Here is a 22,423-nt window from a genome sequence, read left to right as displayed (position 1 = left end):
CCGATGAGCAGCGCGGTGACGCCCGCCCCGGCAGTCCCCCTCGGCCCGGCACGACCGGACGGCCCAGCACGACCGGACGGCCCGGCGCCCGCAGGCGGTGCCGGCCCGGACGACCCGCGCCGGGCCGTCCGGGCGGAGGCCGACCGGCTGGCCGCCTCCGGCACCGACCGGCCCGGGCCCTACCTGATCGGCGTGCGTCACCACGCGCCGTCGCTCAGCGCGGTCGTCCCCGCGCTGCTCGACGCGGCCCGACCGGAGGTGCTGCTGGTCGAACTCCCCGCCGAGTTCCAGCCCTGGCTCGGCTGGCTGGCGGACGAGGCCACCGAGGCACCGGTCGCCCTCGCGGCCGCGCCCTCCGGTCCCGAGGAGGCCGGGGGCGCCGACGGCCCCGCCTTCTACCCGTTCGCGGACTTCTCCCCGGAGCTGGCCGCCCTGCGCTGGGCGCGCCGCAACGGCGTCGAGGCGGTCGCCTGCGACCTCCCGCTGGCACACCGCGGCACCGCCGGCGGCGACGCTCCGGCCACCCCCGGAGGGCGGGGAGCCGGCGCACCCGCCCCCGGGGAGCCCGGCGTCGCCGACGCGCTGCGCCGGCGGCTCTCCGGACGCGACACCGACGACGACCTGTGGGACCGCCTGGTCGAGACGGCCGCCCCCGGCTCCACCCCCGAGGCGGTCCGGCGCGCCGCCCTGCTGGTCGGCTGGGCGCTGCGCCGCGACGCCGCGGCCGGCCCCGGGGTCGACGGGTACGACCTGCGGCGCGAGGCCTGGATGCGGTCCCGGATCCGGGCCGTCGCGGCGGGTGGCCGTCGGGTCGCCGCCGTGGTCGGTGCCTTCCACGCCCCCGCGCTGCTCGACGATCCCGAGCTCCCGGGCGCTCCCGACCTCCGCGACGCTCCCGGCCGGCCGGCCGTTCGCACCGCCGAGGCGGAGCTGGCCGGCCCGGGCCACGTCCTCTCGCTGATCCCCTACACCTACCCGCTGCTGGACGCCCGCTCCGGCTACCCGGCCGGCATCCGCGACCCGGAGTGGCAGCACACCGTGCTGGACGCCGCGGGGGACCCGGAGCGCCTCGCCCGGGCCCTCACCACCACCGCGGTCCGGATCTGCGCCGCCCTGCGCGACCAGGACCACCCCTCCGGGCCGGCCGACGCCCGCGAGATCGTCCGCCTCGCCGGGGACCTCGCCCGCCTGCGCGGTCACGCCGCCCCCGGCCGCGGCGAACTCGTCGAAGCCGTCCAGACGGTCCTGGCCCAGGGCGAGCCCCTCGGCCGCGGCCGTGCCGTCGCCCGGGCGTTGGAACGCGTCCTGGTCGGCACCCGCACCGGCCGCGCCACCCCGGCGGCCCCGCGCAGCGGCCTCGCCCCCGCCGTCGAGCGCCTCCTCGACGACCTCGGCCTGCCCGGCCCCACCGACCCGGGCCCCCGCGAGGTCCGCCTCGACCCGCTGCGCACCCCGCTGGACCGCCGCCGCGAGATCCTGCTCCGGCGCCTCGCCGCCTGCGGCGTCAGCTACGCCGACCCGGTCCCGACCGCCGGCGCGGGCGGCACGGAGGCCATCGGCACCCGCTGGCGCCTCCACTGGACCCCGGCCACCGCCGCCGTGCTCACCGTCGCCGGCACCCGTGGCGTCACCCCGGCGCAGGCCGCCGAGGGCGCCCTGCGCGAACGCCTGCGCGAGGAGCCGACCGCCCGCGAGGTCGTCCAGGGCCTCGCGGACGCGGCCGCCTGCGGTCTGCCGGTGCTCGCCGACACCCGCCTCGGCCAACTCGCCGCCGTCCTGCCGGCCTCCGGCACCCTCCCCGACCTCCTCGACGCCCTCGCGCTCCTCGACCGCCTGCTGGCCGGCCACGTCGCCGGCTACCCCGTGCCCGGCGGGCCGCCGACGAGCGACCCGGGTGCGCCGGTCGGCGCGGACGGCGTCGAGGCCGCGGACGACGCCGGGGGCGGGGCCCCGGCCCCGCCCGGCGTGGGCACGGCCGCACGGCTCGGCGCGGTGCGCGAGCTGCTGACGGTCGCGGCCGTGCGGCAGTTGGAGGGCCTCGGCGGGTCCGACGATCCGGCGGACGCCCGCGCGCTGGTGGAGCTGGCGCGGCGGGCGGACCGCGACGGCGGCCTGCGGCTGGGGAAGGTGCTGGCCGACCTCGCCGACCACGGCAGCCCGCTGGTGCGCGGTGCGGCCGGCGCGGTCCGGGTGCTGCTGGGCCAGGAGCCCGCGGCGGCCCTGGGCGGCCGGGCGGCCTCCTGGGTGGACGGCGCGACCGGTCCGCAGGCCCGCCACGCGCTCGGGCGCGGACTGACCGGCCTGCTGACGGCGGCCGAGGGTCTGTTCGACTCCGCACCCGAGGCCCTCGAACCGCTGCTGGAGCGGGTCACCGCGCTGCCGGACGCAGCTTTCCTGGACCGGCTGCCGGCCCTGCGCGGCGGCTTCGACACCCTCAGCCCGGCCGCCCGGGAGCGCCTGCTGACGCTGGTGGAGGAGCGCCTGGGCACCCGGCTGACGGGCCTGCCCGAGGACGTCGACCCCGCCGTGGTCGCCGGCTGGGTCCGCGCGGACCTCGCCGCCCGCGCGGCCCTGGCCCGCCGCTGCCTGCTGCCGACGCCGCCCGCTGAGCCCCCGACCCCGGCGCCATCACCGGCCCCGGTCCCGGCACCATCACCGGCCCCGGCACCCGGCCCGGCCCACACCCTCGCCCCCGCCGAGCGCTGGCGGCTGCTGCTCGGCCGCCCGGGCCGTGGAGGCCTGAGCGGTCGGGGATCCCGACTCGCCACCGCCCTCGACGAGCTGTACGGCACCGGCCACGGCGAGGGGTCCGGCCCGGGCCTGGACAGTCGCGCCGGCCGGGGCGGCCGAGAGGCGCCCTACCCGGGGGTGCGGGAGTGGGCCGAGGAGCTCTCGGCGCTCTTCGGGCCGGGCATCCGGGAGGAGGTGCTGGCGGCCGCGGTCGCCCAGGGGCGCACCGACGCCCTGGAGGCGATCGAGCCGGGTGCCGTCCGCCCCTCGGTCGACCTGCTGCGCACGGTGCTGGAGCACGCGGGCGGGCTGCCGGAGGCGCGGATCGCCCGGCTGCGCCCGCTGGTGCGCCGTCTGGTGGACGAGCTGACCCGTGCGTTGGCGACCAGGCTGCGCCCGGCCCTGACCGGCATCAGCGTGCCGCGTCCGACCCGCCGCCCGGGCGGTCGGCTGGACCTGGACCGGACCATCCGGGCCAATCTCGCCACCGCCCGCCCGTCGGACGGCGGCGGCACTCTGATCGTGCCCGAGCGCCCGGTGTTCCGGACCAGGGCCCGGCAGGCGGCCGACTGGCGGCTGGTCCTGGTGGTGGACGTCTCCGGGTCGATGGAGGCGTCCACGGTCTGGGCCGCGCTGACGGCCTCGATCCTGGCCGGGGTACCGGCACTGAGCACCCACTTCGTGGCCTTCTCCACCGAGGTCGTCGACCTGACCGAGCGGGTGGAGGATCCGCTGAGCCTGCTGCTGGAGGTGCGGATCGGCGGCGGCACCAGCATCGCGACCGGCCTGCGCTACGCGCGGAAGCTGGTGTCGGTGCCCTCCCGGACACTGGTCGTGGTGGTCAGCGACTTCGAGGAGGGCGGCCCGCTGGGCGCGCTGCTGGCCGAGACCCGGGCGCTGGTGGACTCGGGCGTGCAGCTGCTGGGCTGCGCCGCGCTGGACGACTCCGGCACGGCCCGCTACTCGAAGGCGGTCGCGGGCCGGCTGGTCGCGGCCGGCATGCCCGTGGCGGCGCTGAGTCCGCTGGAACTGGCCCGTTGGGTGGGGGAGAAGGTGCGATGAGCGTGTCCGAACAGGCGGTCGGCTGGCCGGCGGTCCGGCCGGAGGTGGTCGCCGAGGTGGTGGCCGGGTTGAGCGCCCGGCTGCAGAAGCGGCTGGACGCCGCGGCGGCGAAGCTGGCGGAGCGCCCGGTGCTGCGGACCGGCGACGAGTGGCGGGTGGAGGTGGACGAGGAGGCGGCGCTGGTCCTGCACGCCGCGGGTGCGGTGGTGGCCGACCAGGCCGACGTCCGCTGCGGTTGTCTGCTCGCGCCCTCCTGCGTGCACCGGGCGGCGGCCGTCATGCTCTGTCCGCTGGCCGAGGAACCCGTCGAGGAGCGCGCCGGGGAGTCCGCCGCACCGGCCCCGGCCGGACCCGAACGGACCGGAGCCGAGCCCGTCGATCCCGAACCGACCGGCAATGAATCGGCCGTCCCCGAACCGACCGGCCCCGAACCGGCCGGCACCGCCCTGACCGGCACCGAGTCGGCCGCCGCCCGCCACCTCCACCGCGCCGGGTGCGCGATCCTGGCGGCGGGGGTGAGCGGCGCGGGCGCCGTCGCCCAGGCCGAGCTGTTGCGGGCGGCCCACCGGGCCCGGCTGGCCGGTCTGTACCGCCCGGCCGCGGCCGCGGTCACCGTGGTGACCAGGGTCCGCGCGGCCCGGTCCGGGGCACCGGAGTACCGCCTGGCGGACCTGGTGGCCGGTCTGCGCGAGCTGCTCGCCCTCACCACGGCGCTGACCTGCGGCGTCGGCCCGGTGGCCGGGCTGCGCGGCACCGCCCGTCAGGTGTACGAGGAGGAGGGCGGGCTGCGGCTGCACGGGCTGTTCGCCGAGCCGGTGCTGACGGCCACCCACGCGGGCGCGCTGAGCTGGGCGGTGGACGCCGGGGGCCGGCTGAGCACGATCGCCGAGGTGGTGCCGCACGGGGACGCGGCGGCGGCCGCCGCGCAGGCGGTCGGGGCGGGCAACCGGGCGGTCCGGCTGGGCGAGGCACAGCTCAGCCACCGGGAGTTCAGCCGGGCGGGGCTGCTCGTCCAGGGCGCGACCAGGTCCGCCGCCGGGCGCCTGGGCGCGGGTGCCGCCGTCCGGGCCGTGCGGGCGTCGGGCACGGCGTGGACGGCGGAGCCGGTGGCGGCGCTCTGGGCCGAGCCGGCCGCCGTCCAGGTGGCACGGGCGCTGGAGGCGGAGGAGGAGCCGCACGACACCCGGCGGGCCGGGAGCGACCTGCTGTTCCTGGACGTGACGCTTCTGGGCGCCGTGCCGGACGGCCCGGGCGGCGCACCGCGGCTGCTGGCCCGTTGCACGGACGGCGCGGAGGGCGGGCACGGTGCGGACGCCGGTCCCGGCGCGGACGGGCCGGGCCTGCTGCTCGCGCTGCGGCCGGGGCACGAGCACCCGGGGCTGGCCTTCCGGGCGAACCTCGCCCTGCTGGCCACCGCGCCGGGCCTGCGGCTGCGCGTGATCGGTCGTCTGGAGCGCGCGGAGCGCCCGGCCCTGCGCCTGCTGGCGATCGGCACGCCCCCGGCGCCGCCCCGGGCCCCCGGCGACCACGACCCGCAGGGTGCCCCGGCCCTCGCCCTCCCCGTGGACCGGGCCGACCGGGTCAACCTCGGCCTCGAACGCCTCCAGACCGCCGACCTGGCCGGCGCGGACCGGACGGCTGCCGCCCCCACCGGCCCCGCCCCCACCGGCCCGGCCCCCACCGGCGCCGCTCCCCGCGACCTGCCCGCCGCGGCGTTCTACGGCCCGCCGGTGCACGTGCTGGGCCGCCGGGTCGACCAGACGGTCACCACCGGGCGGCACGCGACGGCCCCGAGTGCGGCCACGGCGGCGGCCGACCGCGAGCTGCTGCGCGCCGCCGGGCTCGGCACGGCCGCCGAGCTGCTCGACGTCCTGCGGTCGGCGGCGGCCGACCAGCGGCGCGACGTGTTCGGCCGGGTGGTCGCGGACGACCACGAGGCCTTCGCCGGAGCATGGTTGGCGGCGGCCTGCTACACCGAGGCGGTGGCCACCGCGCTCTGCGCCGCCGGCTGGTCGGGGGAGGCGGACCGGGTTCCGGCCGCGGAGGGGAGACCGGAGGGGAGGCCGGAGGAGATGCCCGCAGGGAGCTAATTGCACGGACAGGTAATCGGCGTCGGCTGGCATACTGGTCGCAGCCGGAGCGTTGTGGGTGCACGGCGGCACCGGAGGACGGAAGGGACGGCGGGCGATGGGGATCCGTGACGACGCGGCCGAGGTCCGGGCCCGTGGCTGGCGGACGCTCGCCGCGCTGCACGGCCTGATCGAGACCGCCCTGGAGAAGGCGCTCCAGTCGGAGCACCGGCTCTCGGTGGTCGAGTACACCGTGCTGGACGCGCTGTCGCGCCAGGACGGGTGGCACATGCGGATGCAGCAGCTGGCCCGCGCTGCGGCGCTGAGCAGCAGCGCGACCACCCGGCTGGTCACCCGGCTCGAGGACCGCGGGCTGCTCGCCCGCTACCTCTGCGCCGACGACCGGCGCGGCATCTACACCGAGCTGACTCCCGAGGGCCGCACCCTGCTGGAGGCCGCCCGTCCGGTGCACGACGCGGCCCTGGAGGCGACCCTGGCGCAGGCCGCCGAACTCCCCGAACTGGCCCCGCTGGTGCGCGGCCTGGCCGAGCTCGACGACGAGGCCACCGCGGAGGCCGGCCCCGGGCTGACCGCCGCCCGGGCCTGACCGCCGCCCGGGCCGACCGCGGCCGGGCCGCGAGGGTCTGCCGGGTCTGCCGGCCCCGATGGCCCCGAAGGCCGGCGGGTGCTCAGCGTCGACCGGCGGCCAAGGCGTCCTGGCGGACCCGGTCGAGCAGGGCGAGCAGCAGTTCCTTGCTGGACGAGCGCTCCCGGACGTCGCAGAGCACGATCGGGACTTCGGGGCCGAGGTCGAGGGCGCGGCGGACGTCCTCGGGGCTGGCGTCGCGGCGGCCGTGGAAGCAGTTGACGCCGATCGCGAACGGGATGCCCCGCTGCTCGAAGAAGTCCACGGCGGCGAAGCTGGACTCGAGCCGCCGGGTGTCGGCGAGGATGATCGCCCCGAGCGCGCCGAGGGCGAGGTCGTCCCACATGAACCAGAACCGGAACTGGCCGGGGGTGCCGAACAGGTAGAGCACCAGGTCCTCGCGGACGGTGATCCGCCCGAAGTCCATCGCCACGGTGGTGGTGGACTTTCCCTGGACACCGTCGAGGTTGTCGATCCCGATGCTGGCGCGGGTCATCCGCTCCTCGGTCTGGAGCGGTTCGATCTCGCTGACCGATCCGACCATGGTGGTCTTGCCGACGCCGAAGCCACCGGCGACGAGGATCTTGACCGCGCCCGGCACCAGGCTCTGGGTCGTCAATTCGGGTCTCCTGGAGTGCTGCTGGAGTGTGCGGAGAGCTGGGGAGGACTGGGGAGGACTGGGCGGAGCTGGGGAGAGCTGCGGGGAACGGTCGGCAGCCGCCCGGTCAGAGCCGGCGGACGCCTTCGATCACGGCCTGGATCAGCGCGATGTCCGGTGCCTCGGCGAGCGCCACCGGGGCACGGGTGAGGATCAGCCGGGCCTCGGCCAGGTCGTCCAGCAGCACCTTGACCACGCTCACCGGCAGGTCGAGCGTGGCCGCGATCTCGGCCACGGCCAGCGGGCGTTCGCGGCACAGGTCGATGATCGCGGCCGGCTCGGGGGTGAGCCGGCTGGTGTCGGTGCGCGGGTCCGCGGTGACCACCAGGGTGATCAGCGCGAAGCCGTCACGGACCGGACCGGTACGCCCGTTGGTGATGGCGTAGGGGCGGACCAGATGGCCTGCGTCCTTGTCGTAGAACCAGGCCTCGTCGGCGTCGGCGGTCACGCACCGCCACCCGCGCCGGCCTGGCCGGCGTCGCTGCGCGGCGCCGCGGTGAGGTACTGGCCGACCTGCTTGACCAGCATGTTGATCTCGTAGGCCATCAGTCCGGCGTCCACCTGCTCGCTGGTGAGGACGGCGAGCCGGGCGCCCTGGCCGGCGGTGGTGACGAAGAGGAACAGCTGGTCCATCTCGACCACGGTCTGCCGGACCCGGCCCCCGTTGAACCGGTGCCCGGCGCCGCGGGCGAGGCTCTGCAGGCCGGAGGCGACGGCCGACAGGTGCTCGGCGTCGGCCCGGTCGAGGCCCTGCGACATGCCGACCAGCAGGCCGTCCTCGGAGAGGACGATGGCGTGGCGGGTCTCGGGGACCCGCGCCACCAGCTGGTCCAGCAGCCAGTTGAGGTCGCGCTGGGTGTCGGTGTGCTGCGTCATCACTGCTGATCCTTGGCTTCCTGAACGGCGGAGGCTTCCTGGGCGGCGGCGGGTGCGGCCGGGGCGTGCGGCGCGGCCGGCGCCTGGGGGGCGGCGGGCGTGGCGGGCCCGTCCGGTTCGTGGTCGGCCGCGCGGGCGGTCCGGGTGCCGCGCTGGATGGCGGCCATGGTGGCGCGCGAGCGCTGCGGTGACGGGTCGTCGATCTCCGCGCCGAGGTGCCGGGGGCCGGTCCGCGGGGCGTTCGCCGGGCCCGCCTGGGCCGGGAGACCGGCCGCCGGGGGCATCATGGCGCCGGGCGCGTTGGCCTCGCGGAGCTGCTCGGCGAGGCTGGCGTTGCGGACCCGCTGCGGCAGGATCCGCGGGGTGCGCAGCTCGCCGTCGGGCCCGTGCTCCAAGGGGGCCTCCTCGGCCCGCTCGTGGGTGGGCGTGCCACGGCCGGCGCCGACGCCGTCGAAGGGCGGCCCGGCGGGTTCGACCACGGTGTCCGGTCCGGTGGCCGGCTCGCCGCCCGGGAGGTCGTACGGCCGCGGCATGGCGGGCCGGGGGACGACCACCGCACCGGGCAGGCCGGGGATCTCGGCGCCGACCGGCAGCCCGCCGTTGGCCGGGGCCTGGGCGGTGCCGTCCTCGGGCCCGGGGTCCACGGGGTACTGGGCGAGCAGTTCACCGATGATCACACCGCTGCTGCCCTCGCCGAGGATCCCGGGACCACCCGGCAGGCCGGGCAGACCAGGCAGGCCCGGCCCGTCGGGACCGCCCGGCACACCCGGCAGACCCGGCACACGGGGAACCCCCGGCGCATCCGGCGCTCCGGTGACCACTGCGGCGTCGGCCCCCCCGGGGAGCCCGGGCGCACCGGCCGCGCCAGCCGGACCGGCAGAGTCGGACCCGCCGTCCAGGCCCGGCGCGCCCGTGCCCCCGGGAGCCGCGCCGGGCTCCCCGCCCAGCAGCCCGCCGAGCACCCCGGCCAGCGCGCCCGACAGCTCCGCGGCCGCGGCGTCGTCCGCCGACGCCGGCGCCTCGGGCACCGGGGTCCGGGTGACCCGGGCGCCGGAGGGCAGCCCGGGCACCGAGGCCGGCTGCTCGGCCTGCTCCAGCAGCACCGACGGCACCAGCACCACGGCCCGGGTGCCGCCGTACGGCGAGGGCCGCAGGGTCACCTGGATGTCGTGCCGGGCGGCGAGCCGGGCGACGACGAACAGGCCCAGGCGCAGGTCGTCGCCGAGGGCGGAGACGTCCAGCTCGGGCGGGTTGGCCAGGTAGTCGTTGAGCCGCTCGTACTCCTCCTCGCCCATGCCGAGGCCGCGGTCCTCGACCTCGACGGCGAGGCCCTTGGTGACCTCCTGCGCGGAGACCTGCACCTGGGTGTACGGCGGGGAGAAGGTGGTGCCGTTCTCGATCAGTTCCGCGATGAGGTGGATGACGTCGGCGACGGCCTGCCCGCTGAGCGAGGCGCGCGGCACGCCCTGGACGACGACGCGGGCGTAGTTCTCCGTCTCGGAGACGGCGCTGCGCAGCACGTTGACCATCGGCACGGCGTTGCGCCAGCGCCGGGCGGGCAGGGCGCCGCCGAGGATGACGAGGTTCTCGGCGTTGCGCCGCATCCGGGTGGCGAGGTGGTCGACGGCGAACAGTTCGCGCAGCAGCTCGGGTTCCTCGTGCTCGCGCTCCAGGGCGTCGAGCATGCTGATCTGGCGGTGGATCAGGATCTGGGTGCGCCGAGCGATGTTGAGGAAGACCTTCTTGGTGCCCTCGCGGCCCTGGGCCTGGTGCACGATGGCGGCGACGGCGGCCTGGCGCACGGCGGCGAGGCCGTCGGTGGTCTGCTGGACCTCGTCGCCGGCGCGGCGGGAGGGCGACCAGGCGGGCGGGGTGGGCACCGGCTCGCCGGCGCGCAGCCGGTCGACGACCTCGGGGATCTCCTGCTGGGCGAGCGCGAGGGTGTCGGAGCGCAGTCCGGACAGGCGGGCGGACAGCGCCCGGGCGGCCCGGACGCCGCGGACCAGGCTGACCAGCAGGACCAGCGCGACGACGGCGCTGCCGACGACCAGCGCGGTGCGGTGCTCGGCGTCGCGCAGCAGGTAGGCGGCGTAGCCCCAGGCGGCGGCGAGGCCCAGGCTGGGGACCAGCACGAGGGCGAGGAGGGAGCTGCGGAGCGAGCCGGACCGGCCGGCGCGGTGGCCCGTGCGGGGGGCCGATATGCCTGGCATCTGATTCCTTGTTGCAGGGCCGGGTCGCTGGGCCGAACGGCGGGTCGGCCCGTGCGCGGTTCGGCCGGGGCTTCAGGGCGCCACGGCCGGGGTGGCCGGACGGGTTGACGCGGTGTCATCGTCCGGACGGGGTGCAGCACGGCCGCCGACGGCAGGAACGCTACCAGTCCCAGGTGCCCTCATCGCAACATCAACTGACGATATGTGAACGGCTTCTGGCGTCGCCGCACAATTCCGGTCGAAGCGTTCGCCGACGCATCATCGCAGCTCAACTCGGTTCCGGGGGAGAGAGTACGGCTCTCCGGGGGGCCAGGGGAGCCTCCCGGAGAGCCGTCAGGAACAGGTCAATCCGCCGCTATGCTGAACGTTCGCCCTCCTCCGCTGCCGCCGCACACGAACACCCGCCGCCGCACGCGGGCGCGCACCGCGGCCCGGCCGGACGGCGGCCGCCGGTCAGCCCGCCAGCGGTATCGGCACGATCTGCGCGCCGCGGAAGGCCTGCTCCTCCACCGCGGCCTCGTGCTGGGACAGTTCGGTCCACGCCCAGCTCGCCAGGCCGGACAGCTCCGCCGACCACTGCTTGCCGTAGGTGCCGCAGGCGACCTGGCCGAGCCGCAGCCGCTGGACGTCCGAGGTGCCGGCCGGCGGGTAGACGTGGGTGGCGTCGCGCAGGTAGCGCTCGATGCCGAACTCCGTCTGCAGGCCCCGGGCCGCGTGGATCTCCATGGCGTTGCGCGCGGAGTCCAGCGCGTACTCGGTGTTGATGAGCTTGGCGTTCATCAGCTCGGCGTCGCAGGCCTTGCCGTGGTCGAGCAGGTGCGAGGCGTGGTACGCGGCCAACTTGGCGGTCATCAGCCGGGACTGCATCTCGCCGAGCTTGAGCGCGATGTTGGGCAGCTGGTTGAGCGGCTTGCCGTACAGCACCCGCTCCTCGGCGAAGCGTGCGGTGTCCTCGACGATCGCGACGTGGATGCCGAGGGCGACGGCGGCGAGGTTGAGCCGTCCGTACAGGGTCGAGGAGGAGTAGGCGACGTCCAGGCCCTGCCCCTCGCGGCCCAGCCGGTTGCCGACCGGGATGCGGCAGTCCTCGAAGACGATCTCGCCGAAGCTGAAGCCGTGCAGACCGCTCTGCGAGCCGAGTTCCCCGGTGCGGAAGCCGGGGCGGTCGCTCTCCACCAGGAACGCGGACAGGCCCCGGCTTCCCTCGTCGGTGCGCAGGACCACGCCGTGCACGTCGCCGATGTGGGAGTTGCCGACGAACCACTTGCGGCCGTTGAGCACGTACTCGTCACCCTCGCGGCGGGCGGTGCCGGCCATGCCCAGCACGTGGCCGCCGGACTCCGGTTCGGTGACGGCGATGGTCGGCAGGGACCGTCCGGAGGCGAACCGCGGCAGCCAGGCGCGCCGCTGGGCGGGCGAGCCGAAGTGGATGACCTTGGCGACGCCGAGCTGGGAGGCCTGGGCCATCGCGCCCATGGCGCCGCTGACCCGGGCCAGCTCCTCCACGATCACGGTCTTGGCGAGGTGCCCGAGCCCGAGTCCGCCGTACTCGCGCGGAATCGTCACACCGATCCAGCCCCGGCGGGCGATCTCCCGTGCGAGCTCGAACTCGACCGTTCGATCGGCCTCCATTCTGGCCACGTGCGGGCGTATCTCCTTCTCCGCGAACTCCCGGACCTCGACCCGGAGACTCTCGTGTCGCTCGTCGGTGAAGTAGTCCATCGCCATGCTGGGTCCTCTCGTTCAGCGGGTGTGTCGTGCCTCCGTCCGTGCCGTCGAAGCCGCTCCGGCCGCCCCCGGGAACAGGTGGGGTGTGTGGAGGTGGTGGCGGCCGACTGCCCCTTGCCATCGGTGCGTGCGGAACTCGGGGCGGGCTTCCCAGGGTTGGGAATACCGTCCGTGTCTTCGGCAGGGCTCATTGTCATATGGGCCTCCTGTGCCGACCCAGAGTCGATCTTGGATTGGCGGGATTCGGTTCATCCTTACTCTGGGGTGTTTTGTCGTGACGCCAAGTGGGAAGTGATCTTCCCCCGCTGCCGCCGCCTACTGAGCGTCCGTTCACGTGCGGCTTTGACTGTTCATCAGCAGGGGTGGCGAACCGGACCGGGAGCACCGCAGCGCCCGGATGTCTGATTACATGTGCGCCATGACTGATGTGATGAGCACTCAAGGCCAGTTCCCGGGTGCCCCCGGGGAGTCCGAGCGGACCCGCAGGCTGCGCAGCCTCGGTCTCAACGAACCGTCCGCGGACGAGGCCTTCGACCGCTTCGCCCACCTGGCCGCCAGCATCACCCGCGCTCCCATCGCGATGGTCAACTTCATCAACGACGAGCGCCAGATGTTCCGGGGGCTCTACATTCCGCCAAACTCCAACGACGCCGCGGTCGAAGAAGGCGCCTCGTGGGCCGATCGGGGCATCGCCTTCGACCTTCCCACCCGTCAGATGCCGCTGAGTCACGGCTTCTGCCCGCACGTCGTCGCCCAGCGCTCCCCCCTCGCGCTCGACGACATCCTCGCCTACCCCCGGTTCTCCGGGAACCCGGTCGTCGACGAACTGGGCGTGCGCGCCTACCTCGGCGCACCGCTCGTCGACGACACCAACACCGTCATCGGTACCGTCTGCGTCCTCGACCGGGAACCCCGGCAGTGGGGACGCGAACGGCTGCGCGACATCCAGCACCTCGCCGAGGCCCTGCTCTCCGAGATCCGGCTGCGCGACAACCTGCTCGCCCAGCAGCAGGAGATGTTCGCCGCCTTCGACGGCTCCCCGTTCCCCATCATGCTCACCGACGGCCCCGGCCAGGAGATCCGCTACGCCAACGCCCAGCACGCCGACACCTTCGGCGCTCCGGTGGCCTACGGCGCGATCGGCGTCGCCTACCCGCAGCTCGGCGCGGCCGGTCTCCAGCAGGCCGTCGCCGAGGCCTACCACACCGGGCGCAGCACCGTCCTCAACGACGTCCGGATCCAGTCGAGCCGGCCCGACGCCCAGCGCGGCCAGCAGATCTTCAGCTTCACCTGCACTCCGCTGCGGGTCGCGCGCACCGGCCAGGTCAACGGCGTCCTCACCGTCGGCATGGACGTCACCGCGCAGTCCCGCACCGAGGAGGAGCTCGGCACGCTGGCCGCCCTGCTCGTCGACCGGCTCCAGCAGAACGGCGCCGCCCCCGCCGGCCGCCCGGGCATCGCCGGGGAGTCCGGCCTCGTCCTGCCGGGCTGAGCCGCCGATCCGACCCGTCGACCCGGAATCCGGCGGCGACGCAGCCGCCCGCATCCGCACCGTCACCACCGCAGACCGCCCGGCGCACGGCGCACCGCGCCGGCGGGCACCGTCCACCACCGTGGCGGGGCGCCTCTCACCCCCGAGGAGAGGCTCCCCGCCACGGTGCCGTTGCGGACACCCCGCCCCCGGCGCTCCGGAGTTCGCGCACCACCCGACGGCCGGACGGGCTCCGGCCGCCGAGCCGGGGCCGCCCGCCTCGGGCCACCTGCCGTGGGCCACCGGGCCCCGCGCCCGCGCCGGCCCGCGCCGCGGCCCCCGATGCCGGGCCCGAGCGGGTGAACCGCCCACCGCCCGCCCCCGGCCGACGCCCGCCCGACGGCCGCCGGTGGTAGGCATGGGCCGCATGGACTGGTTCGCGGCCCCCGACTACTGGCTCAGCCGACTGCTCGTCCAGCGGCTGATCGCCGCCCTCTACCTGACCGGGTTCCTCGCCGCCGCCGCCCAGTTCCGCCCCCTCATCGGCACCGACGGCATGCTGCCGGTGCCCCGGTTCACCGCCCGCGTCCCCTTCCGCCACGCGCCCGGGATCTTCCACCTCCACTACAGCGACCGCTTCTTCGCCGCCGTCGCCCTCGGCGGAGCCGCACTCGCCGCCGCCGTCACCGCCGGACTCGGTGACGCCGTCCCGCTCTGGGCCTCCGTCCTGCTGTGGGCGGTGCTGTGGTCCCTCTACCTCTCCATCGTCAACGTCGGACAGACCTGGTACTCCTTCGGCTGGGAATCGCTGCTGCTCGAGGCCGGCTTCCTCGCCGCCTTCCTCGGCAACGCCGACACCGCCCCGCCCACCCTGGTGCTCTGGCTGATGCGCTGGCTGGTCCTCCGCGTCGAGTTCGGTGCCGGACTGATCAAACTGCGCGGCGACAGCTGCTGGCGCGACCTCACCTGCCTGCGCTACCACCACGAGACCCAGCCCATGCCCGGACCGCTCAGCTGGTTCTTCCACCACCTGCCCGACCCGCTGCACCGGATCGAGGCGGGCGCCAACCACGTCGTCCAACTCCTCGTCCCGCTCTGCCTCCTCCTCCCGCAACCGGTCGCGACCTACGCCGCCTGCGCCGTCGTCGCCACCCAGCTGTGGCTGATCGCCTCCGGCAACTTCGCCTGGCTCAACTGGCTGACCATCGCGCTCGCCCTCGCCGCCGTCGAGCCCGCCCGACTCGGCCTGCCCGCCGGGACCCACCCCCGCCCCGCCGCCCCGCTCTGGTTCGAGGCCCTGGTGGTCGCGCTGACCGTCGCCGTCGCCGTCCTCAGCTACTGGCCGGTCCGCAACCTGATCTCCCGCCGCCAGGTCATGAACCGTTCCTTCAACCGCCTGCACCTCGTCAACTCCTACGGCGCCTTCGGCAGCATCAACCGGATCCGCCAGGAGATCGTCATCGAGGGCACCGACGAGCCGCACCCCACCCCCCGCACCGTGTGGCGCGAGTACGGCTTCAAGGGCAAACCCGGTGACGTGCACCGCCTTCCGCGCCAGTACGCCCCCTACCACCTGCGGCTCGACTGGCTGATGTGGTTCGCCGCCATCTCGCCCGCCTACGCCCGCCCCTGGTTCCTGCCCTTCGTCGCCCGCCTGCTCGCCGGCGACCCGGCCACCCTGCGCCTGCTGCGCCACAACCCCTTCCCCGACGCCCCGCCGACCCACGTCCGGGCGACCCTCCACCTCTACCGGTTCACCGATTGGCGCGAACTGCGGCGCACCGGCGCCTGGTGGCACCGGACCGCCCTCCACGAGTACCTCGCGCCGGTCGACCTCGCCGCCCTCAGCCGCGCCGGCCACCGCCCGCCACTCGGCCGACGGACCCGAACCGTCCCCCTGGACCGGCTGCGCCGCCCGGCCCGGCGGCCCGCCGACCCCTCCGGCGGCACCGCACACCCGGGCCCCGACCACCCGTCCGGCCCCACGCCCCGCCACCCGGGCGGCCCTCCCCGGTAGCGGCCAGGCGGGCGGTGCGGCATACGACACCGACCCGTCGGGCGGTGGGTGCGTGCAAGGCTCGAACGGGCACCCGTATTCTGGGCGTCCACAACCGGCGGCCCGCACGCGCGCCCCCCGCCCCCGCCCCGGGGCACCCCGCGCAACCGGTCCGCCGCCCCCTCGCCGCCAGCCCCGCCGCCGCCGCCCAGAACCGGACCTCACATGACAGTGCTTCACTCGCGCAACGCCGACGCAGCCGACCCGGCGGACGTCGCCGCCGCAGACGTCAAGGACCCCCAGGACGCCAAGGCCACCACGGCGGAGCCCGACCTCCGCGAGGACCTCGGCCGCTACGCCGAACTCGGAGCCTTCACCCTCACCGCCGACACCCACGCCTGGTACGCGGCCGTCGACACCGTCGCCACGCCCGAGGACGCCCGCGCCGGCTCCACGGCCCTCGCCGAGCTGCGCGGCCACGACCTCCAGCAGACCTGGGACGACGTCACCGCCCTCGCCTCCGAGGCCAAGCTCGACGAGCCCGACACCGTCGCCAAGACCGTGCTGCTCGTCGAACTCCTCCAGCGCGTGCACCGGACCGCCGCCACCCTCCACCGGGCCGCCTACGACGCCGACCTCGGCGCCCTCGCCGCCGCCACCGCCGACGGTGCCTGGCGCCGCGAGAACGGCGTCAAGCTGTCGTGGCTGCGCGCCCGCTCCCTGCGCAAGCAGGCCACTGCCCTCGCCACCGACCGCCGCGTCCGCCGCGAGGACCTGCACGAGGCGCTCACCTCCGCCGAGATCGAGCGCCGCGCCTGGGCCGCCCTCGCCCCCTCCGGCACCCTCCCGGCCGCACCCGCCGACGGCGCGCTCGTCGACCGGACCGCCCAGACCTTCGAGTCCATCAACGCCGGCCTGCGCGAGCTCGCCCGGCTGCTGCCCGGCCACGACCTCGACGGGCTTGCCTTCGCCGAGCTGATCGACCTCGTCGACCGCCTCGCCGCCGACGAGGGCACGCTCTACCGCCTGCCCACCATCCGCGGGCTGCGCGCCACCCTCGAGGACGCCGGCCTCGCCGACCTCCTCTCCGAGCTCGCCGCCACCCGCGCCGACCGCTACGCCGCCGAGGCCGCCTACGCCGCCCGTCAGGCCCTGGCCGGCGGCCAGCGCGACGGCCTCGCGGGGGGCACCGCCGCGGGGACCGTCGAGTCGGACACCGTCGAGTCGGACACCGCCGGGTCGGAGGTCGTCGGGTCGGAGGTCGTCGGGTCGGAGGTCGTCGAATCGGTCGAGTCCGCTGAGCCGGAGTCCGCTGAGTCCTCCACGGCTCCGGTGTCGGTCGAGGAGCCCTCGACCGACGTCGTCGCCGAGGTCGCGACCGAAGCCGACGCCGAGATCGAGACCGAGGCCGAGGTGGCTGCGGAGACGGTGGCCGTCGAGGCCGAGCCCTCCGAGGAGACGGACGTCCACGAGGCGGTCGCCGCGGAGGAGGTGACGGTGGAGGCCCAGCCCGTCGTGGTCACCCTTCCGGCGCCGTCCCCGGCTGCCGACGACCTGGTGGCCGCCGCGACCGCCTCGCTCGCGGAGGCCCCTGACGTCCCGGAGGCGCTGGAGGAGCCGGAGACCGCGGAGCCGGTGGCGACGGACGAGCCCGTGGAGGAAGCGGTCGAGGAGGCACCGGAGGTCGAGGCCGTCGCCGAGGCTCCCGCCGTCGAGGAGCCGGCCGTCGTCGCGAGCGAGCCGGCCGTCGAGGCCGAGGCGGTTGCCGAGCCGGAGGCGGTCGAGGAGACCGTCGACCCCGTCGAGGAAGCCGCCCCGATTGCCGAAGCCGAGGCGGAGGTTGCCGAGGCGCCCGAGGCCGAGGCCGCCGTCGAGGTCGCGGTCGAGGAGCCTGCGGCCGAGGCGGAGGTGACCGAGCAGCCCGTCGTCGTCGAGACCGTCGAGGCCGAGGTCGTTGCCGAGGTTGCCACTGAGACCGAGGTCGTCGACGAGACCGTCGAGCCGGTCGCCGTGGAGGAGCCGGAGGCCGAGGTCGCCGCGGAGCCCGTCGTCGTCGAGACCGTCGAGGCCGAGATCGTCGCCGAGGTTGTCACCGAGGCCGAGGTCGTCGCGGAGGTCGAGGTCGTCGACGAGACCGTCGAGCCGGTCGCCGTGGAGGAGCCCGAGGTCGAGGTCGTCGAGGTCGAGACCGAGACCGAGACCCCCGCTGCCGTGGTCGAGGAGGCCGCCGAGCCCGTCGCCCTGGAGGAGCCGGCGGTCCAGGAGCAGGCCGCTGAGCCGGTGAAGGAGCCGGAACCTGAGCTGGAGCCCGCGCCCGTCGCCGCCGGCCGTCCCGCGAAGCCCGACTTCACGCCCGGTCGGCCCGTGACCGCCTACTCGGCCGACGAGCTGCTCGCCGTCGTCCGGTGGGTGGACGGCGACGGCGAGACGCGGTCGGAGGAGGAACTGCTGCGCGCGGCGATGAAGGAGCTGGGCTTCGCCCGCCTCGGTCCGCGGATCAAGGAGGCGCTGGGCGCCGCCGTCACCGCCGCTCGGGGCTGACCCCGGAGAGCGGACGGCGCGCCTCGGACGGTGCGTGACGAAGGGCCCGGGACGCGGATGTCGCGTCCCGGGCCCTTCCGTCGTCCGTGGGGGTCAGCCCGCCTTGTTCCACGGCTGCCCGGACATCAGTGCCTTGACGTTGGACACGTAGCTCGGGTTGGGGATGGCCAGACTGCCGACCACCTGGTTGGTGGTCGGGTCGGTGACGGTGTTGTAGTGCACGTTGCCCGCACCGGCGTTGTACGCGGAGATGACCAGGTCGAGCAGCGGCGTCTTGCCGGTGGCCGGGTCCGGGGACAGGTCGTACTTGCCGCCGAAGGACGAGTCGCCGTAGTAGGCGACCAGCCAGTCGAGCAGCTGGGTGCCGAGCTGGACGTTCCCGGCGAGGGTCTTCGGGTCGGACGTGGTGCCGAACTTGCTGTTCATCCAGCTGACGGTGTTCGGCATGATCTGCATGGTGCCGATCCCGCCGTCGCAGGCGAGGATGCCGGACTGCCAGCCGCTCTCCTGCCAGGCGATCGCCTTGACCAGCGCGACGGGCAGCGGCGGGAGCTTGTCGGTGCCTCCGCTGCTGAGGTTGAGCGTGCGGCTCTGCCCGGCCGCGGCGACCAGGGCGGCGCCCACGGCGTCCTTGGGCTCGTCCGGCTGGGGCTTGGAGGGCTGGCAGCCGCTCTGCAGCGGCGGGACGTGCGGCGTGGCCGGCGCGGGCGGCGGCGGGGGTGCGACCGGGCCCGGCTTGGCGGTCGGTACGGGGGCGGCGACGACGGGCTTGGCGACCGGGGGCTGCGTGGTGGGCGCGGCGGGTGCGGCGGCCGCGGCGGACTGGCCGGGGGCGGCGCTGCTCGGGGCCGCGCTGGTGGTGCCGGGCTTGGCCGACCTGCTCGCGGACGGGCTCGCGCTGCGCGAGGCGCTGGGGCTCGCCGTGGGCGACGCGGTCGGCGTCGCGCTCGCGCTCGTGGTGGCGGTCGCGGACGGACTGGTGCTCGGCGTCTCGGTCGGCGTGGTCGTCGCCGCCACGGCCGTGGTGCCGGCCGCGGCGTTCTGGTGGTCGTCGGCGTGCTTGCTGCCGCAGCCGGCCAGCACGGCGGTGGAGACGGCCGCTGCCGACACCATCACCAGCGCGCGCCGGGACGTGCTGACTGTCATCTGAGGTTCCCCCACTTGTCACCGGCGGTCCCGGCGAGTGGCGGTCATCCTACGATGGGCCGTCCGTGCCCCGGACGAACGGGTGGTCCAATGCCCGCGCGAGGACTGCAGGGGCCGTCATCAGGGACGGTCCGTACCAGGTCAGGTGACGCCCGCTGACCAGTGCCGCCGGGACGCCGGGGAACGACTCCGGGCCGTCGTCCGCAGTGAAGCGGTACGGCTCGTCCGGCAGGACGACCAAGTCGGGCCTGCAGGCGAGGAGTTCCGGCAGCGGTACGGCCGGGTAGCGCTCGGGGTGCTCGGCGTGGACGAGCCGGACGCCGAGGCGGTGCAGCAGGTCCCCGGCGAAGGTGTCGCGGCCGAGCACCATCCACGGGCGGCGCCAGATCGGTACGACCGCCCGCGGGCCGCCGGGTGCACGCCGCAGCGGGGCGGCCCAGGCCGCTTCGGCCTCGTCCAGCCAGGCCGGACGGGGGAGCCCGCAGGCGGTGGTGAGCATCCGGTCGAGCGAGCGGAAGGCGTCGTCCAGGGTACGGACGTCGGTGACCCACACCGGGACCCCGGCGGCCCGCAGCGCGTCCAGGTCGGTGCGCCGGTTCTCCTCGTCGTTGGCCAGCACGAGGTCCGGGGCGAGGCCGAGGACGCCCGGGACGTCCGGGTTCTTGGTGCCGCCGATCCGGGTGACGGCCAGGTCGGCCGGGTGGCTGCACCAGTCGGTGGCGCCGACCAGCAGCCCGGGGGCGGTGGCGGCGACCGCCTCGGTGAGCGACGGCACCAGGGACACCACCCGGCGCGGCGGGCGGGGGCCGAGCCGGACGGGCAGGTCGAGGTCGTCCCGCGGGACGGTGGGGTCGGCCATCCCGTCACCCTATGCCCGAGGGCGGCGACTCGGATGACAGATGACAGATAACAGATGACAGCTTTCGAAATCTGTTATCTGTCTGCTGTCATCTGTTACCCGTCGCCCGTGCGTCGGTGCGCGGCCGCCCACACGTCCCTGCCCCCTGCCTCAGCAGGCAGCCGCGAGCTCCCCGCTCTCGGCGGCCCGGAGCCGGGCTATCAGCTCCTCCCGGGCGCGGGCGACCCTGGAGCGGACGGTGCCGATCGGGCACCCGGCGACCTCCGCCGCCTCGGCGTAGCTCAGGCCGACCACCTGGGTGAGCACGAACGCCTCCCGCCGCTGGGCGGGCACACGGTCGAGCAGGTCGCCGAGCGCCACGCCGTCCTCGAACCCGCCCGCCCGGTCGACTCCCTGTCGTTCCGCGGCCTCCTGCCAGTCCGGCAGGGCGGCGCAGCGCGGCCGGGCCGCGGCCGTCCGGTACCGGTCGATGACCGTGCGCCGGGCGATGGACAGCAACCAGGTGCGGGCCGAGGAGCGGCCGGCGAACCCGGGCAGGCTGCGCAGCGCGCGCAGGAAGGTCTCCTGGGCGAGGTCGTCGGCGGACTGCACGTCGGTGAGGTGGGCGACGAACCGCCAGACGTCCCGCTGGGTGGCGCGGACGAAGGCCTCGACGTCGGGTGCCCGGCCCGCGCGCGCGGTCAGGGCGAGGGCGGTGAGCTGGTCGTCATCCACGGCGTCCTCCGACCCGGTCGGCCGCGCCGTCCCCGCCGTGCGGGACGATGGTCGTATGAGATGCGCGCAGTTCCGTACCGCTCTGTCGGCCCGGCTCGACGGCGAGCCGACCAGCCTGCCGGGCGGCCGGCTGGACAAGCACGTCGCGCGCTGCGCCGGGTGCCGGCAGTGGCTGGAGCAGGCCGAGCGGCTGCACGGGCTGGTGCGCACGGGCGCCGCCGACGGTCCGTCGCAGGAGTGGACGGCCCGGCTGCTGGGCGGGCTCGGGCCGGTGGAGGCGGTGGGCGGTCAGGCTCCGGACGGGCCGGAGGCCGCGGAGCGCTAGGACGGTGGCGCCGGGGCAGGCCGGTGCGCCGTCGTGGTCGGGCATGGAGAGGTCCTGAGGGGAGGGCTGGGAACGGCGGCCGCCCCTGGGCGGTGCCGTCGGTGTCCGTGGGCGACCGCGCGGCGCGCCGTACCCCGGTCGGGGAGGCGGGCGGCACGACGGGCGCGGGCCCGGGCCCTGGCGGTGCGGCGGCCGACGGCGCGACCGGACGGCAGGGCGACCTGCCCGTCGCGGAGACCTCGTAGCGGAGAGGAGTGCGGCGGGCGCGTCAGCAGGCGAGGGCGGTGGCCGGCGGGCCGCGCCGCACCACGGCGTGCGTGAGGAGCACCGACCTCGGCGGGCGGGCCCGGTCGTGAGAAGGCCGGGGCGCGGCCGGCGGCCGGTAGCCGAAGGGCCGCGCGAAGATCGCCGGCAGTGCGAACAGCAGGACGCCCGCGACGACCGACCCGAGCGCGCCGAGCAGGTCGAAGAGCCGCACCAGCGCGGCGTCTCCGCGCCACAGCAGCAGGGCGCAGGCCAGGGCGGCGAGGGCGTGGGCGGCGATCATCCCGAGGGACATCCCGTGGGCCATGCCGTGCGCCATCCCGTGCGCCGGGGAGACCCCGGACGGGCCCGGCATGCCCGCCATCCCGGCCATGTCCATCGCCATGCCGTCGGTCGCGGCGGGAGCCGCGGCCGAGGCCGGGAGCGAACCGGCCGCGTGGTGCATGCCGGTCATCGGGTGCAGCCCGGCGGCGGGCGGTGCGTCCGGATCGAGGCCCGCCATCCGGGCCAGCTCGGCGGGGGAGAGCCCGGCGGGGATCCGTTCCGGGTTGCAGAGCAGCAGGGCGGCCCAGTCCGTCGAGGCGAGCCGGCCGAGACCGGCGTGCCCGCCGCCGAGCGCCCCGGCCTGCTCGAACACCAGGTGCAGCGCGCTCTGTGCCGCGACCATCCACGCGCTGATCGCCCCGAGCCCGCGCCGCTCGCCGGCGAGCAGCCAGGTCAGACCGAGGACGGCCGCGAACGCGCCGGCCAGCACCGGGGGCGAGACTCCGGCCCCGGCCATGGCGACGTGTGCCGCGGCGGCCAGCGCCACGCAGAGCGCGGCGAAGACCGCGGCGCGCAGCAGGCGGATCCGGTCGGTCATCACGATGGCACTCATCGTCGCATTCGCCGGGCCCGGTCCGTACCGCACCCTCCGGTATTGGCCGGTTCCGCCCCGTGAGAGCATGCCCGGCCGTCGACCCAGTCGGAGCCATGTGCCCCGTCCCCCGCCCCGTCGGCCCCACCCCCCGCCCCGTCCGCCCTGTCGGTACACCGCGGCCCGCCCCGGACTGGCGGCCCCCGGTACGACTACCAGCGCGGTTTGACATCTCCCCCCGGTTGCTCACTAAATGTGCACACGCAGGCGCA

General features: G+C 76.1%; 16 protein-coding genes. 7 read left to right on the top strand and 9 right to left on the bottom strand.

Features of this window, described 5'->3' with window-relative positions:
• Positions 1-3: 3 nt before the first annotated feature.
• The 3 genes from ACIRS1_RS01880 (at position 4) to ACIRS1_RS01870 (ending at position 6,468) form a co-directional block, all read left to right on the top strand.
• Positions 4-3,792, top strand: a complete 3,789-nt coding sequence (locus tag ACIRS1_RS01880) for a DUF5682 family protein (protein ID WP_402836042.1) — start codon at positions 4-6, stop codon at positions 3,790-3,792.
• Positions 3,789-5,882, top strand: a complete 2,094-nt coding sequence (locus tag ACIRS1_RS01875) for a hypothetical protein (RefSeq protein WP_402836040.1) — start codon at positions 3,789-3,791, stop codon at positions 5,880-5,882. The genes ACIRS1_RS01880 and ACIRS1_RS01875 overlap by 4 nt, the downstream gene beginning before the upstream one ends.
• A 97-nt stretch (positions 5,883-5,979) precedes the next feature.
• Positions 5,980-6,468, top strand: coding sequence for a MarR family winged helix-turn-helix transcriptional regulator (locus ACIRS1_RS01870; RefSeq protein WP_402836038.1), 489 nt, complete (start codon positions 5,980-5,982; stop codon positions 6,466-6,468).
• 82 nt (positions 6,469-6,550) lie between these two features.
• Here ACIRS1_RS01870 and ACIRS1_RS01865 read toward each other — a convergent pair whose 3' ends face one another.
• From ACIRS1_RS01865 to ACIRS1_RS01845, 5 genes are all read right to left on the bottom strand, one after another.
• A complete protein-coding gene (locus tag ACIRS1_RS01865; RefSeq protein WP_360205180.1) occupies positions 6,551-7,126 on the bottom strand; it encodes an ATP/GTP-binding protein in 576 nt (191 codons plus the stop codon).
• 106 nt (positions 7,127-7,232) lie between these two features.
• Positions 7,233-7,613 (bottom strand): DUF742 domain-containing protein, encoded by a 381-nt coding sequence (locus tag ACIRS1_RS01860; RefSeq protein ID WP_360205183.1) that lies wholly within the window; start codon positions 7,611-7,613, stop codon positions 7,233-7,235.
• Positions 7,610-8,041 carry a roadblock/LC7 domain-containing protein gene (locus ACIRS1_RS01855; RefSeq protein WP_360205186.1) on the bottom strand — a complete coding sequence of 144 codons (432 nt, stop codon included), beginning with the start codon at positions 8,039-8,041 and terminating at the stop codon, positions 7,610-7,612. Before ACIRS1_RS01855 ends, ACIRS1_RS01860 begins: the two co-directional genes overlap by 4 nt.
• Complete coding sequence (locus ACIRS1_RS01850) at positions 8,041-10,251, bottom strand: ATP-binding protein (protein WP_402836035.1); 2,211 nt, start codon at positions 10,249-10,251, stop codon at positions 8,041-8,043. Before ACIRS1_RS01850 ends, ACIRS1_RS01855 begins: the two co-directional genes overlap by 1 nt.
• A gap of 453 nt (positions 10,252-10,704) precedes the next feature.
• Positions 10,705-11,973: an acyl-CoA dehydrogenase family protein gene (locus ACIRS1_RS01845; protein ID WP_360205457.1), complete on the bottom strand. Its 1,269-nt coding sequence runs from the start codon at positions 11,971-11,973 to the stop codon at positions 10,705-10,707.
• Between the two features lie 424 nt (positions 11,974-12,397).
• On the opposite strand from ACIRS1_RS01845, the gene ACIRS1_RS01840 reads away from it, so the two are divergent.
• The 3 genes from ACIRS1_RS01840 (at position 12,398) to ACIRS1_RS01830 (ending at position 17,987) form a co-directional block, all read left to right on the top strand.
• Positions 12,398-13,471, top strand: coding sequence for a GAF domain-containing protein (locus tag ACIRS1_RS01840; protein ID WP_402836033.1), 1,074 nt, complete (start codon positions 12,398-12,400; stop codon positions 13,469-13,471).
• Positions 13,472-13,877: 406 nt separating this feature from the next.
• Positions 13,878-15,467, top strand: a complete 1,590-nt coding sequence (locus ACIRS1_RS01835) for a lipase maturation factor family protein (protein WP_402836031.1) — start codon at positions 13,878-13,880, stop codon at positions 15,465-15,467.
• Positions 15,468-15,671: 204 nt separating this feature from the next.
• Positions 15,672-17,987: a hypothetical protein gene (locus tag ACIRS1_RS01830; RefSeq protein ID WP_402836029.1), complete on the top strand. Its 2,316-nt coding sequence runs from the start codon at positions 15,672-15,674 to the stop codon at positions 17,985-17,987.
• Between the two features lie 93 nt (positions 17,988-18,080).
• Here ACIRS1_RS01830 and ACIRS1_RS01825 read toward each other — a convergent pair whose 3' ends face one another.
• From ACIRS1_RS01825 to ACIRS1_RS01815, 3 genes are all read right to left on the bottom strand, one after another.
• The gene (locus ACIRS1_RS01825; protein ID WP_402836027.1) at positions 18,081-19,133 is read right to left on the bottom strand and encodes a transglycosylase SLT domain-containing protein; all 1,053 of its coding nucleotides are present in this window, start codon (positions 19,131-19,133) and stop codon (positions 18,081-18,083) included.
• A gap of 49 nt (positions 19,134-19,182) precedes the next feature.
• The gene (locus tag ACIRS1_RS01820) at positions 19,183-19,992 is read right to left on the bottom strand and encodes a helical backbone metal receptor (RefSeq protein ID WP_402836025.1); all 810 of its coding nucleotides are present in this window, start codon (positions 19,990-19,992) and stop codon (positions 19,183-19,185) included.
• A gap of 150 nt (positions 19,993-20,142) precedes the next feature.
• The gene (locus ACIRS1_RS01815) at positions 20,143-20,706 is read right to left on the bottom strand and encodes a sigma-70 family RNA polymerase sigma factor (RefSeq protein WP_402836023.1); all 564 of its coding nucleotides are present in this window, start codon (positions 20,704-20,706) and stop codon (positions 20,143-20,145) included.
• A 55-nt stretch (positions 20,707-20,761) separates the two neighbouring features.
• Between ACIRS1_RS01815 and ACIRS1_RS01810 the strand changes: the two genes are divergently transcribed.
• Positions 20,762-21,031, top strand: coding sequence for a zf-HC2 domain-containing protein (locus tag ACIRS1_RS01810; protein WP_402836021.1), 270 nt, complete (start codon positions 20,762-20,764; stop codon positions 21,029-21,031).
• Between the two features lie 268 nt (positions 21,032-21,299).
• Here ACIRS1_RS01810 and ACIRS1_RS01805 read toward each other — a convergent pair whose 3' ends face one another.
• Positions 21,300-22,172, bottom strand: a complete 873-nt coding sequence (locus ACIRS1_RS01805; protein ID WP_402836019.1) for a hypothetical protein — start codon at positions 22,170-22,172, stop codon at positions 21,300-21,302.
• Positions 22,173-22,423: the final 251 nt, after the last annotated feature.

This window comes from Kitasatospora sp. NPDC101176 (genome assembly GCF_044768035.1).
GTDB lineage: Bacteria > Actinomycetota > Actinomycetes > Streptomycetales > Streptomycetaceae > Kitasatospora.
Note: the sequence above shows the minus strand (reverse complement) of the source record. Positions and strands in the feature narration are given on the sequence as shown.